This window comes from Paenibacillus lutrae (assembly GCF_009757775.1).
GTDB classification, from domain to species: Bacteria; Bacillota; Bacilli; order Paenibacillales; family NBRC-103111; genus Paenibacillus_F; species Paenibacillus_F lutrae.
Genome location: NZ_RHLK01000007.1, coordinates 328745 through 346999, shown reverse-complemented (window position 1 = coordinate 346999; position 18255 = coordinate 328745). Strand labels below are relative to the sequence as shown.

The 18255-nt window shown below is 46.0% G+C and carries 16 protein-coding genes; 8 read left to right on the top strand and 8 right to left on the bottom strand.

Going from position 1 to position 18255, the window contains the following annotated elements; all coding sequences use genetic code 11:
* Window positions 1-373: 373 nt before the first annotated feature.
* The 8 genes from EDM21_RS14785 to dnaA all read right to left on the bottom strand — a co-directional run bounded on the left by EDM21_RS14785 (window position 374) and on the right by dnaA (window position 10417).
* On the bottom strand, window positions 374-1444 hold the full coding sequence (locus EDM21_RS14785) for an HD-GYP domain-containing protein (protein WP_157336522.1): 1071 nt from the start codon (window positions 1442-1444) through the stop codon (window positions 374-376).
* A 90-nt stretch (window positions 1445-1534) separates the two neighbouring features.
* A complete protein-coding gene (gene gyrA, locus EDM21_RS14780) occupies window positions 1535-4078 on the bottom strand; it encodes a DNA gyrase subunit A (RefSeq protein WP_157336520.1) in 2544 nt (847 codons plus the stop codon).
* A gap of 66 nt (window positions 4079-4144) precedes the next feature.
* Window positions 4145-6061: a DNA topoisomerase (ATP-hydrolyzing) subunit B gene (gene gyrB / locus EDM21_RS14775; protein ID WP_068776475.1), complete on the bottom strand. Its 1917-nt coding sequence runs from the start codon at window positions 6059-6061 to the stop codon at window positions 4145-4147.
* 34 nt (window positions 6062-6095) lie between these two features.
* Window positions 6096-6344 carry an extracellular matrix regulator RemB gene (remB, locus tag EDM21_RS14770; protein ID WP_068776476.1) on the bottom strand — a complete coding sequence of 83 codons (249 nt, stop codon included), beginning with the start codon at window positions 6342-6344 and terminating at the stop codon, window positions 6096-6098.
* A 7-nt stretch (window positions 6345-6351) separates the two neighbouring features.
* Complete coding sequence (gene recF / locus EDM21_RS14765; protein ID WP_157336515.1) at window positions 6352-7470, bottom strand: DNA replication/repair protein RecF; 1119 nt, start codon at window positions 7468-7470, stop codon at window positions 6352-6354.
* Between the two features lie 31 nt (window positions 7471-7501).
* Window positions 7502-7717 (bottom strand): S4 domain-containing protein YaaA, encoded by a 216-nt coding sequence (gene yaaA / locus EDM21_RS14760; RefSeq protein WP_157336514.1) that lies wholly within the window; start codon window positions 7715-7717, stop codon window positions 7502-7504.
* 24 nt (window positions 7718-7741) lie between these two features.
* Window positions 7742-8884, bottom strand: a complete 1143-nt coding sequence (gene dnaN / locus EDM21_RS14755; RefSeq protein ID WP_068776479.1) for a DNA polymerase III subunit beta — start codon at window positions 8882-8884, stop codon at window positions 7742-7744.
* Between the two features lie 168 nt (window positions 8885-9052).
* The gene (gene dnaA / locus EDM21_RS14750) at window positions 9053-10417 is read right to left on the bottom strand and encodes a chromosomal replication initiator protein DnaA (protein WP_166542015.1); all 1365 of its coding nucleotides are present in this window, start codon (window positions 10415-10417) and stop codon (window positions 9053-9055) included.
* 487 nt (window positions 10418-10904) lie between these two features.
* Here dnaA and rpmH point away from each other — a divergent pair, with 487 nt between their 5' ends.
* The 8 genes from rpmH (at window position 10905) to noc (ending at window position 18213) form a co-directional block, all read left to right on the top strand.
* Complete coding sequence (gene rpmH, locus EDM21_RS14745; protein WP_068776481.1) at window positions 10905-11039, top strand: 50S ribosomal protein L34; 135 nt, start codon at window positions 10905-10907, stop codon at window positions 11037-11039.
* A gap of 138 nt (window positions 11040-11177) precedes the next feature.
* Window positions 11178-11525, top strand: a complete 348-nt coding sequence (gene rnpA / locus EDM21_RS14740) for a ribonuclease P protein component (RefSeq protein ID WP_068776482.1) — start codon at window positions 11178-11180, stop codon at window positions 11523-11525.
* Window positions 11526-11629: 104 nt separating this feature from the next.
* Window positions 11630-12385 (top strand): YidC/Oxa1 family membrane protein insertase, encoded by a 756-nt coding sequence (locus EDM21_RS14735; RefSeq protein ID WP_068776483.1) that lies wholly within the window; start codon window positions 11630-11632, stop codon window positions 12383-12385.
* Window positions 12382-12999 carry an RNA-binding cell elongation regulator Jag/EloR gene (jag, locus tag EDM21_RS14730; RefSeq protein WP_157336512.1) on the top strand — a complete coding sequence of 206 codons (618 nt, stop codon included), beginning with the start codon at window positions 12382-12384 and terminating at the stop codon, window positions 12997-12999. Before EDM21_RS14735 ends, jag begins: the two co-directional genes overlap by 4 nt.
* Window positions 13000-13087: 88 nt before the next feature.
* The gene (gene mnmE / locus EDM21_RS14725; protein ID WP_157336510.1) at window positions 13088-14464 is read left to right on the top strand and encodes a tRNA uridine-5-carboxymethylaminomethyl(34) synthesis GTPase MnmE; all 1377 of its coding nucleotides are present in this window, start codon (window positions 13088-13090) and stop codon (window positions 14462-14464) included.
* A gap of 31 nt (window positions 14465-14495) precedes the next feature.
* The gene (gene mnmG / locus EDM21_RS14720) at window positions 14496-16385 is read left to right on the top strand and encodes a tRNA uridine-5-carboxymethylaminomethyl(34) synthesis enzyme MnmG (RefSeq protein WP_157336507.1); all 1890 of its coding nucleotides are present in this window, start codon (window positions 14496-14498) and stop codon (window positions 16383-16385) included.
* Between the two features lie 16 nt (window positions 16386-16401).
* Window positions 16402-17127, top strand: coding sequence for a 16S rRNA (guanine(527)-N(7))-methyltransferase RsmG (gene rsmG, locus EDM21_RS14715; protein WP_157336506.1), 726 nt, complete (start codon window positions 16402-16404; stop codon window positions 17125-17127).
* Window positions 17128-17388: 261 nt separating this feature from the next.
* On the top strand, window positions 17389-18213 hold the full coding sequence (gene noc, locus EDM21_RS14710) for a nucleoid occlusion protein (protein ID WP_157336504.1): 825 nt from the start codon (window positions 17389-17391) through the stop codon (window positions 18211-18213).
* Window positions 18214-18255: the final 42 nt, after the last annotated feature.

The window sequence follows — 18255 nt, the reverse complement described above, 5'->3', positions numbered from 1 at the left end:
CCGACGTTTATCTCAAGCTGAATAGCTCAAAAATTCAATGCTGACGAGAATTTCTTCTCTGTTTAGCGTCCTGATTGCTCAAGACGTTTCAATCACTCGTTGTTCAGTTTTCAAAGGACAATCTTCGACTTATTCAGTCGTTTTTCATCTCCGCTTCGTTCAGCGGCGACCTAATTAATATAACACATTCGGCTAGTTAATTGCAAGCACTTTTTTTCGAAACATTTTAAAGTGTTTTTAACTGTTAGTTGCAAAGCTTCATTAACTTTGCTTCTTTCGAAAGCCGGAATACAAATATAACACCGTAGAGCATTAAGGTCAAGGAAAAAAAACTCCCCCTATGAAAGGAGAGCTTTTGTAGACGAAAGGTTCTCTATCGCAGCTGAATTACATCTTGTATATACAGATTTCTTTCTAAAGTCAGGTTTACAATGGTTCCGTTAATATTCACCCATGGACGTGTGGGATAAGCACGGTCGGAGAAAATAATCTCTCCTATCCGGTTGTCATTGAGCTTAACGACCGTGCCCGTATGAAAGGATGTGACCTTATTAATAAAGGTACGTACAAGTGCCGGGTCCATTCTACCAAAAGAATCTTCACTAAGCTGTTCAAGTACTAGATAAGGAGAGATTGCTTCCTGATGATGCCTGTGGTTGGTCATTGCGTGGAAGATGTCGGCTACAGCCACAACTTTAGCATACAGATGAATTTGATCGTTCTTAAGACCCAGCGGATAACCGGATCCATCTTCTCTCTCATGGTGCTGCAGGGCACTTAGCTTCACGCCTTCATTAAGGGCCGCTACAGGTTTGAGCAAATTGTAGCCATACAACGCATGCTTGCGAACCTCTTCGAACTCTGTGTTTGTAAGTTTCGTCGGTTTAGTAAGGAGTCCCGGATCGATCTTGACATTACCGATGTCGTGAAGAAGTCCGGCCAGTGCAATTTGCATCCAATCTCTCTGCGGTAAACCATGCCACTGGGCGAGCTGATAGGATGTCAGAGAAACCATAATACTATCATGGTATAAGAAATCCCTTACGTGATAGTTCCTTGGTGTAAAAGAAAGAATCTGATAATCACCTGCATCAATTAAATTCTGCAAGCAATTGCGCATTTCCAGAACCGGCAGTTCTGCATTGCCGAGTGCTAGTCCAAAAACCTTTCTCAGGAGTTGGAGCATTTTATCATATTCCTGGTCAAAAGAAGTGCCGCTGCTCGAGGCGGTTGCAGCTGAATGTTCTGTAGCAGTCCCTTCTTCTTTGGAGACAATGGATTTAGATTCGATACTCACAGTCGAAATGAGAAAAGCCCTGAGGATTTCAAGATCTCTCTCTGTCAAGATTCTACCCTTATAAAAAAGAACTTGGCCAAAACGACTGTTGATAGACTCCGCCAGCTTATCGCCAGCATTAATTTGTGAGACAGAAACTGTCCGCAAGTTCAATTCCTCCGCTTTACCTAAGATTGTCAATTTTATTGTAAAACAAAAAAGATGGGGATGTAAGTCCCCACCTCATGATTCTAACTATTAATTTTCACTTTCCGGCTCTTTCGTATCCGAAGCTGACTCTTCGCCTTCTTCACCGGCCTGCCCGGATAATTCCATTTGTTCTGCCGCTTCGAGATCAAGCTCATCTTCAGACTCCTCATCGCTTTTAGCAACATGGGTTACGGTCGCCACTTCATCATCCTCACGGATATTAATGAGGCGAACCCCCTGCGTATTACGACCCATTTCGGAAATGCCTGAAATACTTGTCCGAATCAACGTGCCGCTTGCGGTTATAATCATCAGATCCTCGTCGTTATTGACTACCTTGAGACCGACTACCGATCCATTCTTGGCTGTTACATTCAATGTCTTGATCCCTTTACCGCCGCGTGATTGTACCCGGTATTCGCCGATCGGTGTCCGTTTACCGAAGCCCTTGGATGTCACGATCAGAACGCTGGCTACTTCGTCTACGACATCCATATCAATGACCGTATCATCCGAGCCGATCTGAATACCTTTGACGCCTGTTGCTGAACGGCCCATCGATCTGACATCGTTCTCCGGGAACCGGATTGACATGCCCTGACGGGTTCCCATAATGATATCCCGTTCCCCGTCTGTGAGCTTCACGCCGATCAGAGAGTCATCATCCCTCAGATTAATGGCAATTAAGCCGCCCTTACGAATATTGATATAGTCGTCAAGCGGTGTCTTCTTGACAATCCCCTGTTTTGTAGCGAAGAAGAGATAATTATCCGGACTGAATTCCTGTACGGGAATTACAGCACTCACCGTCTCCCCCTGCTCAATTTGAATCAAATTGATAATCGGAGTTCCGCGAGCCGTACGGCTTAGGTCAGGTATTTCATAAGCTTTTAACTTGTACACCTTACCGCGATCTGTAAAGAAGAGCAGGTAGTGGTGAGTATTCGTAACAAAAAGGTGATTGACGAAATCATCCGTTTTGGTATCCATGCCCACAATGCCACGTCCGCCGCGCTTCTGGTTACGGTACGTTGTAACCGGAAGACGTTTGATATAACCCGTGTGGGTAATGGTAATGACAACATCTTCTTGAGGAATCAGATCCTCATCCTCGATACTGCCTTCACCCTTTGTGATCTCACTGCGTCTTTCGTCGCCGAAATTCTGCTTAATTTCGTTAAGTTCTTCACTGATGATTGCCAGAATCAGCTGCTCATCAGCGAGAATGGCTTTGTACTCCGCGATTTTCTTAAGCAGTTCCTCGTATTCATTCTCGATTTTCTCCCGTTCTAATCCGGTCAGACGCTGCAGACGCATATCCAGAATGGCCTGTGCCTGATCGTGACTGAGGCTGAATGTAGACATTAAGCCTTCACGGGCAAGTTCGGTGGTACGTGAAGAACGAATAAGTGCGATGACTTCGTCCAAGTGATCAAGTGCGATACGCAATCCTTCAAGGATATGCGCGCGTGCTTCAGCTTTGCGAAGATCGTACTCTGTCCGGCGGCGGATAATAATTTTCTGGTGCTCCAGATAGTGGTACAACATGTCACGGAGATTTAGAACTTTAGGCTCTCCGTTAACGAGTGCCAGCATGATCACACCGAAATTGGACTGCATAGCGGTATGCTTGTACAGATTGTTAAGCACTACATTCGGATTAACATCCCTGCGCAGCTCGATCACAATCCGCATACCATTGCGATCGGACTCATCGCGAAGATCCGTAATACCGTCGATTTTCTTATCGCGTACAAGCTCTGCGATCTTCTCGATCAGACGGGCTTTGTTTACTTGGTAAGGAAGCTCCCGCACAATAATCCTTGCTTTGTTATTATTCTCTTCGATATCCGCTTTGGCACGCATAGGAACAGAGCCTCTTCCTGTCGTATACGCTTGGCGGATTCCTTCCCGTCCGAGAATGTAACCTCCTGTAGGGAAATCGGGCCCCTTAATAGACTGCATAAGGTCCAGCGAAGTCACTTCAGGATTCTCGATCATCTGCTGAAGCCCGTCAATGACTTCTACCAGGTTATGAGGAGGTATATTCGTCGCCATACCGACAGCGATCCCCGAGCTTCCGTTAACTAAAAGGTTAGGGAAACGCGCCGGCAGAACAACCGGCTCCATTTCTTCACCGTCATAGTTGGGAATATAATCAATCGTTTCTTTGTTGATGTCGCGAAGCACTTCCATGGCAATCTTGGAGAGCCTTGCTTCTGTATAACGCATAGCAGCAGCCATATCTCCGTCGATGGAACCAAAGTTACCGTGCCCGTCTACCAGCATATAGCGCAGAGAGAAATCCTGGGCCATCCGAACCATCGTTTCGTATACAGCCGAATCACCATGAGGATGATACTTACCGATAACTTCACCGACGATTCTAGCCGATTTTTTATGAGGTTTATCCGGGGACATCCCCAGCTCTGACATGGCATATAGAATACGGCGATGAACCGGTTTGAGACCGTCCCGTACATCAGGAAGCGCACGGCTGACGATAATACTCATAGCGTAATCCATAAATGAAGTGCGCATTTCCGAACTTATATCAATCTCTACGACTTGCGAACGCATTTCTTCGGTCATGATCTATCCTCCTGAAACGTGCATCCTATGCCGGGCCTGCGCCCGGCAATCTATCCGTTCAAAATCTTAAATATCTAAATTCTTTACATATTTGGCATGCTGGTGAATGAATTCGCGTCTAGGTTCAACATTGTCACCCATCAATGTATCAAAAATCGTATCTGCATCCATGGCATCTTCGATCGTAACTTGCAGAAGGGTGCGTGTTTCTGGATCCATCGTTGTGTCCCACAGCTGAACAGCATCCATTTCACCAAGACCTTTGTAACGCTGGACGTTAACTTTCGCCCCTTCGCCGAATTCCTTCATAATCTCATCACGCTGTTTATCGTTATAGGCATAACGCGCCACTTTCCCTCGTTCAAGCTTATAAAGCGGCGGTTGAGCGATATAGACGTAACCGGCTTCGATAAGCTTGCGCATGTAGCGATAGAAGTAAGTTAGCAGAAGCGTACGAATATGCGCTCCATCGACATCGGCATCTGTCATAATAATCAGCTTGTGATAACGGGCTTTGGCAATATCAAAATCATCGCTAATCCCCGTCCCCATAGCTGTGATAATCGTCCGAATCTCAAGGTTAGACAGGATTTTGTCCAAACGAGCCTTCTCTACGTTCAGAATTTTACCGCGAATCGGCAGAATCGCCTGGAAATGACGATCGCGGCCCTGCTTGGCGGAACCACCGGCAGAGTCTCCCTCAACGATATACAATTCGCTTATGGAAGCATCCTTCGAAGAACAGTCGGCAAGCTTGCCGGGAAGAGAACTTACTTCCAGTACCCCTTTGCGCCGAGTGAGCTCCCTGGCCTTACGGGCTGCTTCTCTAGCACGGGATGCCTGTAAACCTTTCTCCACGATTCTCTTAGCAACCGAAGGATTTTCTTCAAGAAACTCCAGCAGCTTCTCCGCAAATAAAGAATCCACGATACCGCGCACTTCACTGTTACCTAGTTTGGTTTTCGTCTGACCTTCAAACTGAGGTTCAGGAATTTTAACAGAAATGATGGCTGCCAAGCCTTCACGCACATCATCACCGGAAAAGTTCGAGCCGCTATCCTTAATCGCATTGGTTTTACGCGCATAATCATTGAGAACCCGTGTCAATGCGCTTTTAAAACCAGACTCGTGCGTACCGCCTTCGTGTGTATGGATGTTATTCGCGAACGAATAAATATTCTCGGTATAGCTGTCGTTGTACTGGATGGCCACTTCAACCTGAATGTTATCTTTCAACCCCTCCACATAGATCGGCGGTTGATGAAGAGCTTCTTTGTTCCGGTTCAAGTACTCAACGAAAGATTTGATACCGCCCTCGTACATAAAGTTATCGGATGCGCCAGTGCGCTCATCCAAGAGATTTATCTCAATCCCTTTATTCAAAAACGCTAGTTCCCGAATTCTGGATTGAAGAGTCTCATAATCATATTCAGTCGTTTCCGTAAAAATCTCCGGATCCGGCGTAAACGTGACCTCTGTTCCGGTCTCATCCGTTTCACCTATAACCCGAAGATCATACTGCGGTTTACCTTGGCGATATTCCTGCTGATGGATTTTGCCTTTCACTTTAACCTTCACAACAAGCAATTTGGAAAGTGCATTTACTACGGAAATACCGACGCCGTGAAGACCACCGGATACTTTATAGCCTGAGTCCTCTCCCCCGAACTTGCCCCCTGCATGGAGCACCGTTAAAACGACTTCAACGGCGGGGCGTTTCAATTTCGCATGTTCACCTACGGGGATTCCACGACCGTTATCGATTACCGTTACACTGTTATCTTTGCGTACAATTACATCAATTCGTGTACAATGACCCGCGAGAGCTTCGTCAATACTGTTATCGACGACTTCCCACACCAGATGGTGAAGGCCGCGGGCACTGGTGGAGCCGATATACATACCCGGTCTCTTACGAACGGCCTCGAGTCCTTCAAGCACCTGAATCTGATTCTCATCATACGAATTTTGGTTCAAAGTCATACACCCTTCACCTGCTTCTACATAGTCAAATCGCTCAGTTCGTTAACAGCTGATTTGCGCGTTTCTTCAAAGTCATCGAGGAGATCGGGGAATAATACACTTTACTCTGCGTCACGACAAGCGACTTGCATTCCTCTTCGCCGATAATTTCAATCCGTTTACTTCGATTGGCCTCCGCTATGAACTGCTTGGAAATCTTCGAAGACTTCTCAATAGACAGGTCAAATATGGCGATGAGCTCCGAAGAACGTATAATTTTCTCGCCGCCTAAATGGATGAACACGATCTTCTCAACTCCTGTCGATGACGCTGCCGTTTGAAACATGAAACACGGCTGCATGGTCTAACTGGTCCAAATGAACGCTTTCGAGTCCGGTCGTTGTTATAAACGTTTGTACTTTTTTCTGAAACGTTTGAATGAGCTGGGTCTGTCTATATTCATCGAGTTCGGATAGAACGTCATCCAGAAGAAGAACCGGATACTCGCCTACCTCTTCGCGAATCAGTTCAATTTCGGCCAATTTTAAAGAAAGAGCAGTCGTTCTCTGCTGCCCCTGGGATCCGAACGTTTGCACGTCTTTGTCGTTAATGCAGAAAAGAAGGTCGTCCCGGTGCGGACCGATCAGGGAGACGCCTCTTCGCATTTCTTGTTCTTTTATCTGTGATAACTTTATCATAAATCGGTCCAATAAAACAGATTCATCTTCAAAGTGCCCGTCCCCAAAGGAAGGAGCGTATTCTACACGCAGAGATTCTTTTCCGTTCGTGATCCCCCGGTGGATCTGCTCCGCCCAGCTTTGCAGTTTCTTTATAAAGCTTTGACGCTTTTTCATAATTTTAACACCAAAGCTTGCAAGCTGTTCATTCCATACGTCCAGCATAGCGCTGTTAGCCGTCGAAGGCGGGAATGACTGTTTGAGGAGATTGTTACGCTGCACCAGAATTTTCTGATACTGCGTAAGGTCGTATAGGTAGCTCGGGTATACCTGGCCGATCTCCATATCCAGAAACCGGCGGCGGATTCCGGGACTCCCCTTCACGATCTCAAGATCTTCGGGAGCAAACATGACTACATTGAGCGCGCCGATAAACTGACTCAGCTTTTTCTGCTCCAGCCCGTTCACCTTGGCCTTCTTCCCTTTTCCTGAGATCGTCAGATCCAGCGTACTCGTCCCGTACCTGCGCTCCACCTCGCCAAAAAGTCTCGCATGATCTTCCTGCCACTCGATCAGCTCTTTATCCTGATGGGTACGATGTGACTTAGTTAGCGCCAGAACATAGATCGATTCGAGCAAATTCGTTTTCCCCTGCGCATTCGGACCTACAAAGATGTTGATATTCTGATCCGTCGAGATTTCCACATGTGGATAATTCCGATAATGATTGAGCTCGAGCCGTTTGAGAAACAATTGGCTTTCCTCCTGCGTTTTGTCGCCTCGCCTATTCCCGTCCCACGGCAAATTCGCCGCAGCCTTCTACCGTTACTTTATCCCCTTCATAAAGCTTACGGCCGCGGCGATTCTCGTCCAGTCCATTTACTTGTATGCTGTTTTCCTGCAGGAAACTTTTGGCCTGCCCGCCGGATTGGATACAATCGGCAAGCTTAAGAAACTGCCCCAGCGTAATGTACTCCGTTCGTATTGTGACTGTCGTCATGTTAGTCTCCTTCGTTCGAGTAAATTAGTTCGTTGTCCGGTATGGAAGAATAAGCTGCAAAATGTTCTCCTGATCTTCCGGACGGATAATAATCGGCTGCATAGCTCCTGTAAATCCGATATGAATCCGGTCGCTGTCGAGCACCTTTAGTGCATCAAGCATATATTTGGAGTTAAACGAAATGCGCAGAAGCTCCCCGTTAATTCTTTGCAATTGCAATTGCTCCGTCACTTTACCCAGTTCGGAGGAACTGGAGGAGACTTCGATGGTTTCGTCCTCTTTCATGACAAGTTTTACGATGTTCGTTTTGTCTTCACGGGACAATAAATAAGCACGGTCGATTGCATCCGCCAGTTCCTTGGTTCCAACAACGAGTTCTGTCTGGAAAGTTTGCGGAATAAGCTTGGAAGTATCCGGATAGGTGCCGTCGAGAATGCGTGTATAGAACAAAATAGCATTCATTTTGAAAAGAACCTGGCTGTCGGAAATAACGATATCGATCAACGTATTCTGATCCGGCAAAATTTTGCTGAGCTCGTTAAGCGTACGTCCGGAAATAACGATCGGATTGAATTTCTGATCGGAATCCAGTTCGAGGTTGATTTCCCGGGAAGCCAGTCTGTGCCGGTCACAGGCGATAAATTTAAGTTTGTTATTGGCGATCTGCCACAGAATACCTGTCAAAATAGGTGTCGTTTCGTTCGTAGACACGGAGAAAGAAGTCTGCTTAATCATCGTTTTGAGCAAATCACTTGGAATACGAATCGTACGGCTTTCCTCGATTTGTGGAAGGAGCGGGTATTCTTCCGGATCAAGTCCCATAATCTGCACTTCGGAAGAACCTGAACGTATTGTGGTTTGAAAATGGTCCTTTACCTCAATTTCGATTGTTTGAGACGGCAGTTTCCGAATCATTTCCATGAAAAATTTAGCTGGAAGTACAACGCTTCCCGGCTGAAATAGTTCGATGACTTTTAATTCGGCGGTTTCAAAGGGCATAAAGCTTTGGATGGAAATATCCGTGTCGCTTGCCGTTAAGGTTACACCTTCATGCGTAGCGTCTATTTTGATTCCGGTTAGAATCGGAATGGTTGTTTTACTGGAGATGGCTTTGGAGACATGTTGAATGGCTTCATTCAGATAATCTTTTAGGATGGTTAATTTCATGGTTTCACTCCTGTGGTTCTAAATTCTTGGCGGACTGCATACCCTTTATATAATACCTTTTTTTTATTAGTAATAGTAGTAGGGGCTCTGGATATGTGGATATGTGGATGAAACCCAATTAAAACAAGCCTATCCACATGTGCATAGTTTGTGCATAGGCTTGCAGGTTTACGAGGACGGATTTTTGATTTTTTCGGTCAGGCTGTGGATAATCTTGAACAGTTCCTGATCGACTTTGAGCGCTTCACTTATTTTCTCGTGCGCATGGATAACCGTGGTGTGATCACGGCCGCCGAATGCTTCACCGATTTTAGGGAGTGAGAAATCGGTCAATTCACGGGATAAATACATCGCAACCTGCCTTGGAAAGGCAACGGCTTTGGTCCGTTTCCGCGCTTTGAAGTCCTCCATTTTGAGTCCGTAGAACTCCCCGACTTTCTGTTGAATATCATGCATCGTAATGACACGCGGCCGGCTCGAAGGAATGATATCCTTGAGCGCTTCAGCTGCCAGATGGGTCGTAATATCCTGATTCGTTAACGAGGAATAGGCGACAACACGGATCAGAGCTCCTTCGAGCTCGCGGATGTTCGTGTCGATTTGATTGGCGATGTACACCATCGCTTCATTTGGTATTTCCAGATTCTCTGCCTTGGCTTTCTTGCGCAGGATGGCAATCCGAGTTTCCAGATCCGGCGGCTGAATATCGGTAATAAGACCCCATTCAAAGCGGGAACGTAGACGATCTTCCAGTGTAGGGATCTCTTTGGGAGGTCGGTCACTGGAAATAATAATTTGTTTCCCTTCTTCATGAAGAGCATTGAATGTATGGAAGAACTCTTCCTGGGTCTGTTCTTTGCCGGCGATGAACTGAATGTCGTCAATAAGCAGCACGTCAATGCTTCTGTATTTGTTGCGGAATCCTTCGCCTTTATTGTCACGGATGGCGTTAATAAATTCGTTCGTAAATTTCTCGGACGAGATATACAGAACGCGTGCGCCAGGATTGTGCTCCAGCACATAATGCCCGATTGCGTGCATAAGATGGGTCTTTCCCAAGCCGACTCCTCCATACAGAAACAGAGGATTGTAAGCTTTGGCCGGCGCTTCCGCAACGGCAAGCGAGGCGGCATGGGCAAAGCGGTTGCCTGCCCCAATGACGAAGGTATCAAACGTATAACGGGAATTCATCATGTGATGAAAGATTTCTTCCTGGGAAGGCGCAGCAGCGGTTTTCGTGACTTCCGGTGTCGCAGCTTGAACCGAGACGGGTATCTTTTCATCGGATTCATTAATGAATTTGACTTCCACTTGCTTACCCAGATATTCATAAATCGTCGTACTGATCATTTTGGCATAACGGCTTTCGAGCCATTCTTTGGCAAAATTGTTCGGTGCACTAATGACGACGGTAGAATCCGTAAATACGGTAGCCCTTGTGGATTTGAGCCATGTGTCGAAGCTCGGTTTGCTAAGTTTTTTTTGTATGATAGACAGGACTTGCTGCCATGAGTCGGTTGTATGGCTATCCACAACAGGTTCACTCCTTTAAACAATAAAAAAGACTTGCGGGAAGGGCCATGTCGCCTTGCATCATGTCAAATACCACAAGATCTTGTCGATTCTTATCCACACGAGTCAGGTTATCAAGAAGAGACTTGCTTGAATAGAGGGAAAATTGTTCACAATGTTATCCACAGGTTGTTGATAAACGAAGATTTTCAGGAGAATATCCACAACTGAAACAATACTATATTAGCAAATGAAAGACTGATTATCAACGCAATGTTTTAATTTATCCACATATTCAACCCCTTGTGTAAAAAAATTGTCAACACCACAAGATATTGTTGATAAAATGTTTACTTTCGACAAGTTCTGCATAAGAGGTCGAAAATGTTGTACACAGCTTGTTAGGGTGAGGGAGAGAGGAAGCATAGACCTTGACTTTTAGAGAACTTCTGTGCTTTAATTGTAAAAGACATTTTTAGGAGTAATATCCTCAGGGAGGTGCAAATAAATGCGTCCTACGTTTCAACCAAACAACAGAAAGCGGAAGAAGAATCATGGCTTCCGTACAAGAATGAGCACGAAGAACGGCCGCAAAGTGCTGCAAGCACGCCGTCAAAAAGGTAGAAAAGTACTGAGTGCTTAATCGGCAGGCCACTTGACGTGGTCTTTTTTTCTGGATTTTTATAGGTTTAAGAGGATTTTAAACGATTAAAGGGCCTTTTCCTGGTGAAAACTAGAGAAGAGGTTGTCAATAGAAGCGCCATTGTTTGGAGTGCTTGCCGTGGAAAAGAAATTACGATTAGCCAAAAGAGAAGATTTTCAAAAGGTGTACCGCTACGGAAAATCAGCGGCAAATCACCAATTCGTACTCTATTATTTACCCCGGCGCGAGCAGGAGCATTTCCGGCTCGGTATTTCTGCCAGCAAGAAGATTGGAAACGCCGTCATTCGAAACCGGCTGCGCCGGCTTATTAAGGAAATTGTCCGTTTGAATATGGAGAAGTTTCCGGGAGGCTACGATTATATCGTGATTGTGCGTAAGCCTGCGGTTGAGATGGAATACAAAGAGATGGAGAAGAGTGTCGCCCATGTTTTTAAAAGAGCGGGCTTGCTCCGTAAAAACAACTAATGTAGGCTGTGCTCCGCAGCCGTTTATTTTGTGAGCATTTATTTCCTTGCTGTGACAAACTATGGTATAGTTTATGGTGGAATAGAAAACTGGGAGGACCTCAATTGATTCGTCGAACCTACAAATATACGCCACTTTTTTTGCTGCTGTTACTATTGACGGGTTGCGGAACGGCACCAGGCTCATACGCACCTTTAGATCCGGCTACAGCAGGCTTCTTTACGAAGTATTTTGTCATCCCGTTGTCTGATCTCCTTGATTTCTTCGCAAAATCATTGGCTGATTCATATGGTCTGTCTATTCTAATCGTGACCATTATCATCCGGGTCATTGTTCTGCCGCTGACGCTGAAACAGTACCGCAGCTCCAAAGCGATGCAGGCGATCCAGCCCGAAATGACCAAAATTCGCGAGAAATTTAAGGATAACCCTCAAAAGCAGCAGGAAGAAACCATGAAGCTTTTTCAGAAAAATGGCGTAAACCCGCTAGCAGGCTGTTTCCCAATCCTGGTTCAAATGCCGATTTTGCTGGCGTTGTATCAGGCGATCATCCGTAACCCGAATATTTTCAGTCACGAATTCTTATGGATGAAACTCGGCGTTCCGGATCCGTACTATATTCTACCGATTTTAGCAGCCATCACCACGTATCTGCAGCAGAAGATAATGGCTAAACAAAACCCGATGAACAAGCAAATGCAGACCATCATGATGATTTTCCCGGTAATGATCTTCGTCATGTCCATGAGTTTTGCATCTGCGTTACCTTTATACTGGGTTTACAGCAATATTTTCACCATCGTTCAGACCTACTTCTTGTACGGTCGGACTCCTAAAGAAAAAGGTGGACAGGCTGCATGAAAAAAGTGATTGCGACGGGTAAGACGATTGAGGATGCGGTTAAATCCGGTCTTGCGCAGCTTAATACAACGCAGGATCGGGTGCACGTCAACGTTCTGGAGCAGCCGTCTAAAGGTTTTCTTGGATTAATCGGCACAAAAGAAGCAAAGGTAGAACTTGAGAAGATCCCGGATCCAATTGAGGAAGCTGTCTTATTTCTTGAAGAGCTCTTTGATTCGATGGGCCTGGCTATCTCCATTGACCAGAAGCAAACAAAAGATGCCCATATGTTTAACTTAAGCGGATCCGAACTCGGAATACTGATCGGTAAAAGAGGACAAACTTTGGACGCGCTTCAATATTTGGTCAACATCGTCGCAAATCGGTATTCGAATGCGCATATCCGTATTCTCCTGGATGCCGAGCAGTTCCGTGAAAGACGGAAGCAGACGCTCCAGGAACTCGCGAACCGGCTTGCAGGACGCGTTACCCGTTCTAAGAAGGATCTCATCCTTGAACCTATGAACGCACAGGAACGCAAGATCATCCATTCCGAGCTGCAATCTCATCCTTCTGTCAAAACTTACAGCAAGGGTGAGGAACCGAGTCGTAGAGTTGTAATTACGTTAAGATAACTTGCTGCAATGACCCTGTAACTTCTAGGCGTCATTGCTTTTTTTCATACTATGAGCGGTTACCGCTCCGCTTACGGGGTGTTTATTGATGATATCTGATACGATTGCCGCTATTGCCACTCCACTGGGAGAAGGAGGCGTAGCGATTGTGCGTGTTAGCGGGGATAAAGCTGTCGAGCAGGTGGAACATGTATTTCGTTCTAAGACCCGGCTGACAGAAGCCCAGACTCACACGATCCATTATGGACATATAATTAACCCGAACACAGGGGATAAAATAGAAGAAGTTCTGGTAAGCGTCATGCGTGCGCCGCGTTCATTCACAACCGAAGATGTGGTGGAAATCAACTGCCATGGCGGAATTGTTGCAGTCAAAAGAGTAATGGATCTCCTGCTGGAGCAAGAGATCCGTGTAGCGGAACCTGGTGAATTCACCAAGCGTGCCTTTCTCAATGGACGGATAGATTTAACGCAGGCGGAGGCAGTTATCGATCTAATCCGCTCCAAGTCGGACAGAGCTTTTCAAATGGCGCTCAAGCAAGTGGACGGCAGCTTATCCAAATCCATCGGAGACCTCCGATTTCAGCTTGTGGAGCTGATGGCGCACATTGAAGTAAATATTGATTACCCGGAGCATGACGTTGAGGAAATGACGAATGCTTTTATTCGTGAGCGCTGCGTTAAGGTGAGCACTTATATTGATGAGCTGCTGAGAACGGCAGAGCATGGGAAGATACTGCGTGAAGGTATTGTAACGGCTATTATCGGCAAGCCGAATGTCGGCAAGTCCTCTTTGCTTAACACGCTCGCGCAGGAAAATCGGGCGATCGTCACCGATATTCCAGGGACGACGCGTGACGTTATTGAAGAATACGTCAATGTAGGTGGCATTCCCCTGAAGCTTCTGGACACAGCAGGCATCCGTGAGACAACGGATCTGGTCGAACAGATCGGCGTAGAGAGATCTAAGACCGCGCTCAGTGAAGCGGACTTAATTCTGCTTGTTCTGAACAGCAGCGAGCCGCTAGATCCGGAAGAGCTAGTCATGATTGAAGAGCTCAGACAGCGACAAACGATTGTGATTTTGAATAAGACGGACCTGCCTAGTCAAATTGACAGGGAAGGGATAGCCAGTCAATTTCCGCCTGGACGCGTCGTAGCGTTGTCTTTGCTGGAAGGCAGCGGGTTAGCTGACCTGGAGAAGGCAATTGCCTCGATCTTTTTTGAAGGAAAGCTGGAATCTACGGATTTAACTTATGTCAGCAATGTGCGCCATATCGGCCTGCTTAAACAGGCCAAAGGTTCACTGCGTGAGGCTATGGAAGCTAATGATGCGTATGTACCGATTGACATGATACAGATTGATATCCGGGCTGCCTGGGAGCACCTCGGCGAAATAATAGGGGATTCGGTTGCCGAATCGCTGATCGATCAGATTTTCTCTCAGTTTTGTCTTGGGAAATAACAGATTCAATGAAGGCGAGGAGGATGTACAAATGAGCTATACAGCTGGTAATTACGAAGTAATTGTTATCGGCGCTGGTCATGCCGGCGTTGAAGCCGCTCTTGCGGCAGCCCGGATGGGTTGTGAGACGCTGCTGCTGACGATTAACCTTGATATGGTGGCGTTCATGCCTTGTAACCCATCGATCGGCGGTCCTGCCAAAGGTCACGTGGTTAGGGAAATCGATGCATTAGGCGGAGAAATGGGCCGTAATATAGACAAGACTTATATTCAAATGAGAATGCTCAATACGGGGAAAGGCCCGGCCGTTCATGCGCTGCGTGCACAGGCGGACAAATTCCTGTACCAACATATGATGAAAGAAACGATTGAAAAAACACCAAAACTGACGCTGCGTCAGGGAATGGTAGAAGAGCTTATCGTTGAGGACGGAGTTTGCAAAGGTGTTATAACGAAGTCTGGAGCTATCTATAACGGACAGGCAATCGTATTAACTACGGGAACGTATCTGCGCGGCAAGGTTATTATGGGCGAGCTGATGTATGAAAGCGGCCCGAACAACCAGCAGCCATCCATCCGTTTGTCGGAATCGTTAAGAAGTCTTGGTTTGGATCTGGTTCGTTTCAAAACGGGAACGCCTCCGCGTGTCCATAAAGATTCCATTGATTTCTCCAAGACGGAAATTCAGCCAGGTGATGAGAATCCGAGATTTTTCTCCTTCGAAACGAAGGAAAGCTTGCGTGAGCAGCTGCCGTGCTGGTTAACCTATACCTCGGCCGATACGCATCAGATTATTAGTGATAATCTGCACCGAGCACCTATGTTCTCGGGTGCTATTGAAGGTACCGGACCACGTTACTGCCCGTCGATTGAAGATAAAATCGTACGTTTTGCGGATAAGCCGAAGCATCAGATTTTCTTGGAGCCTGAAGGTCAGAATACATCCGAATACTACGTTCAAGGACTATCGACCAGTATGCCGGAAGATGTGCAGCTTCAAATTCTGCGCTCGATTACAGGTCTGGAAAAGGTGGAAATGATGCGTACCGGTTACGCTATTGAGTATGATGCGGTGACGCCTACACAGCTCAAACCAACACTTGAAACTAAGCTGGTCGAGGGTTTATTTACAGCCGGCCAGATTAATGGAACTTCCGGATATGAGGAAGCGGCGGGTCAAGGCATCATGGCGGGTATTAATGCCGCTTGCAAAGTGCAGGGCAAAGAAGAGGTTATTCTGGATCGTTCGGAAGGATATATCGGAGTTCTGATTGATGATCTCGTAACAAAAGGAACACCAGAACCATACCGTTTGCTAACTTCCCGCGCGGAGTATCGTTTGCTTCTCCGCCACGATAACGCGGACCTTCGCTTAACTCCGATCGGGTACAAAGTGGGACTGATTCCTGAGGAACGGCATCAGCGTTTCCTTGAGAAGAAGGAGCAGATCGAGCAGGAGCTTAAGCGCCTGAAGACAACGAAGGTGCGTCCTGAGCCGGAGATTCAAGCGATTCTTGAAGAAGCAGGCTCCGTACTCCTGAATAATGCAGTTGATCTGCTTACTCTTATGAAGCGTCCGGAGATTTCTTATGCTCATATTGAGCGCATGTCACCTTCATCCATTGAGCTTCCTGAAGAGGTTAAAGAGCAGGCGGAGATTCAGGTGAAGTATTCCGGGTATATTGAGAAACAGCTTTTGCAAGTTCAAAAGCTTAAAAAGATGGAGAAAAAGAAGATTCCTGACGATATTATCTATGAGGAAGTTCACGGGATTGCAACGGAGGCCAAGCAGAAGCTTGCCAAAATTCGTCCGGTATCCATTGGCCAAGCTACACGTATCTCAGGGGTTACACCTGCAGATATCTCTATTCTGTTAGTGTACTTGGAACACTACAACCAAGTGACTGCTTCAAGAGCATAGAAAGGACCTTGACTCTATGGATACTATTCAACACCAGTTTCAGGAACAACTTCTGCAGCGTGGACTCACGTTGTCGGAAGTACAGCTTAGTCAATTTGAGGCCTATTATCAGCTGCTTGTGGAATGGAACGAGAAGATTAATCTGACAGCCATTACGGAACGCGATCAGGTCTATTTGAAACATTTCTATGATTCACTTACGTTAGCCTTTCATGTGGATATGGAAAGCGTAGTTACGATGGCTGATATTGGTTCCGGTGCCGGCTTTCCCAGTATTCCTTTAAAAATTGCTTTTCCTCATATACAAGTTACAATTGTAGATTCGTTAAATAAACGCATCCTCTTTTTGAACGAACTGGTGCAAAGGCTGGAACTGAGTGGAGTGAAATGCGTACATGCCCGGGCGGAAGATGCAGCCCGCAAGCCGGAGCACAGGGATCAGTATGATCTTGTTACAGCACGTGCTGTAGCTCGTCTCAGTGTGCTTAACGAATTGTGCTTGCCTTTTGTCAAAGTGGGAGGCTTGTTCGTGGCTATGAAAGCTGCGGATGCTGAGGATGAGTTGAAAGAAGCACAATACAGCATCCAGTCGCTCAAAGGCAAGCTTAAGCAGGTCGATCGAATGGAACTTCCAATAGAGAAGTCCATCCGTCATTTTATACAAATTAGCAAAGCAGCTGCCACTCCAGCCAAATTCCCTCGTAAAGCGGGGCTGCCTCTAAAGCAACCGCTGATTCGGTAGATGTTTCACGTGAAACACTACCCGAAGTAAATTCTTGAAAGGGGCTTCTTCCTGGCAGGAAAAATGAGGATGCTGCCGAATATGTACTATAGCAGAGTATTATATGCATTCTCTATGTGATAAGCATAGAGTGATTAGTACGGGGGAGTATGCGACCCTTCTTTAATTCTTGGTTTCCATATAAAAGGAATGGGTGAATGCCGCAGCTTTGCGTTGCCCTTCCTCCAAAATAACGGGGAAGAGTTGGGTGGTATCATATTCATGAAAGAGCAGCTGTCAAAACTTTTTGGTTTTACGGATCGAAGCAATATGGATGAAGTGAAGAACATTCCCGTTCAAAATATCAATCCGAGTCCGTATCAGCCAAGAACGATTTTTGATGATGATCGAATTGATGAACTTTGCCAAACGATCCGTACGCATGGTGTTATTCAACCTATCGTTGTTCGTGTTCGTAACAGTGCTTTTGAATTAATCGCGGGTGAGCGCCGTTTAAGAGCTGTTAAAAAGCTCGGACTTGACACGATCCCTGCGATTGTTCGTGAATTTAATGATTCCCAGGCCGCATCCATTGCTCTTATTGAGAATTTGCAGCGCGAGGGGCTTACTGCTATTGAAGAAGCGGCTGCTTATCAGCAGCTTATTGAGATGCATGACCTTACACAGGAAAGTTTGGCACAGAGACTTGGGAAGAGCCAATCTACCATTGCTAATAAGATTAGACTGCTTAACTTAAGTGAACCTGTAAAAATTGCTTTGATTGAACGTAAAATAACGGAGCGTCATGCACGGGCTCTGCTTTCTTTGGATCAAGAGGAGCTTCAGTTGAAGATACTTGAAGAAATCATGGTCAAAGAGCTTAATGTGAAACAGACGGAAACCCGGATTCAATTTCTCAAAGAAGCTACGAATATCAAGAAGAGCAAGAGAGTATCGTTCTCCAAAGATGTTCGATTAGCATTGAATACAATCCGCCAGTCCGTTGAAATGGTTGCGAGTTCAGGTTTGAATATTAATACAGCTGAGCAGGATCATGAAGATCATTATGAAATCATAATTAAAATACCTAAGCAAGCTGCAAAATAGATAACAAGCATAATCCTCTAATTAGTATGAATGTCGATCCTC

Excerpts from the sequence above, each read along its gene's own strand:
- gyrA (WP_157336520.1), bottom strand. The coding sequence starts at position 4,078 with ATGACCGAAGAAATGCGTTCGCAAGTCGTAGAGATTGATATAAGTTCG.
- gyrB (WP_068776475.1), bottom strand. The coding sequence starts at position 6,061 with ATGACTTTGAACCAAAATTCGTATGATGAGAATCAGATTCAGGTGCTT.
- yaaA (WP_157336514.1), bottom strand. The coding sequence starts at position 7,717 with ATGACGACAGTCACAATACGAACGGAGTACATTACGCTGGGGCAGTTT.
- dnaN (WP_068776479.1), bottom strand. The coding sequence starts at position 8,884 with ATGAAATTAACCATCCTAAAAGATTATCTGAATGAAGCCATTCAACAT.
- rpmH (WP_068776481.1), top strand. The coding sequence starts at position 10,905 with ATGCGTCCTACGTTTCAACCAAACAACAGAAAGCGGAAGAAGAATCAT.
- jag (WP_157336512.1), top strand. The coding sequence starts at position 12,382 with ATGAAAAAAGTGATTGCGACGGGTAAGACGATTGAGGATGCGGTTAAA.
- mnmE (WP_157336510.1), top strand. The coding sequence starts at position 13,088 with ATGATATCTGATACGATTGCCGCTATTGCCACTCCACTGGGAGAAGGA.
- mnmG (WP_157336507.1), top strand. The coding sequence starts at position 14,496 with ATGAGCTATACAGCTGGTAATTACGAAGTAATTGTTATCGGCGCTGGT.
- rsmG (WP_157336506.1), top strand. The coding sequence starts at position 16,402 with ATGGATACTATTCAACACCAGTTTCAGGAACAACTTCTGCAGCGTGGA.
- noc (WP_157336504.1), top strand. The coding sequence starts at position 17,389 with ATGAAAGAGCAGCTGTCAAAACTTTTTGGTTTTACGGATCGAAGCAAT.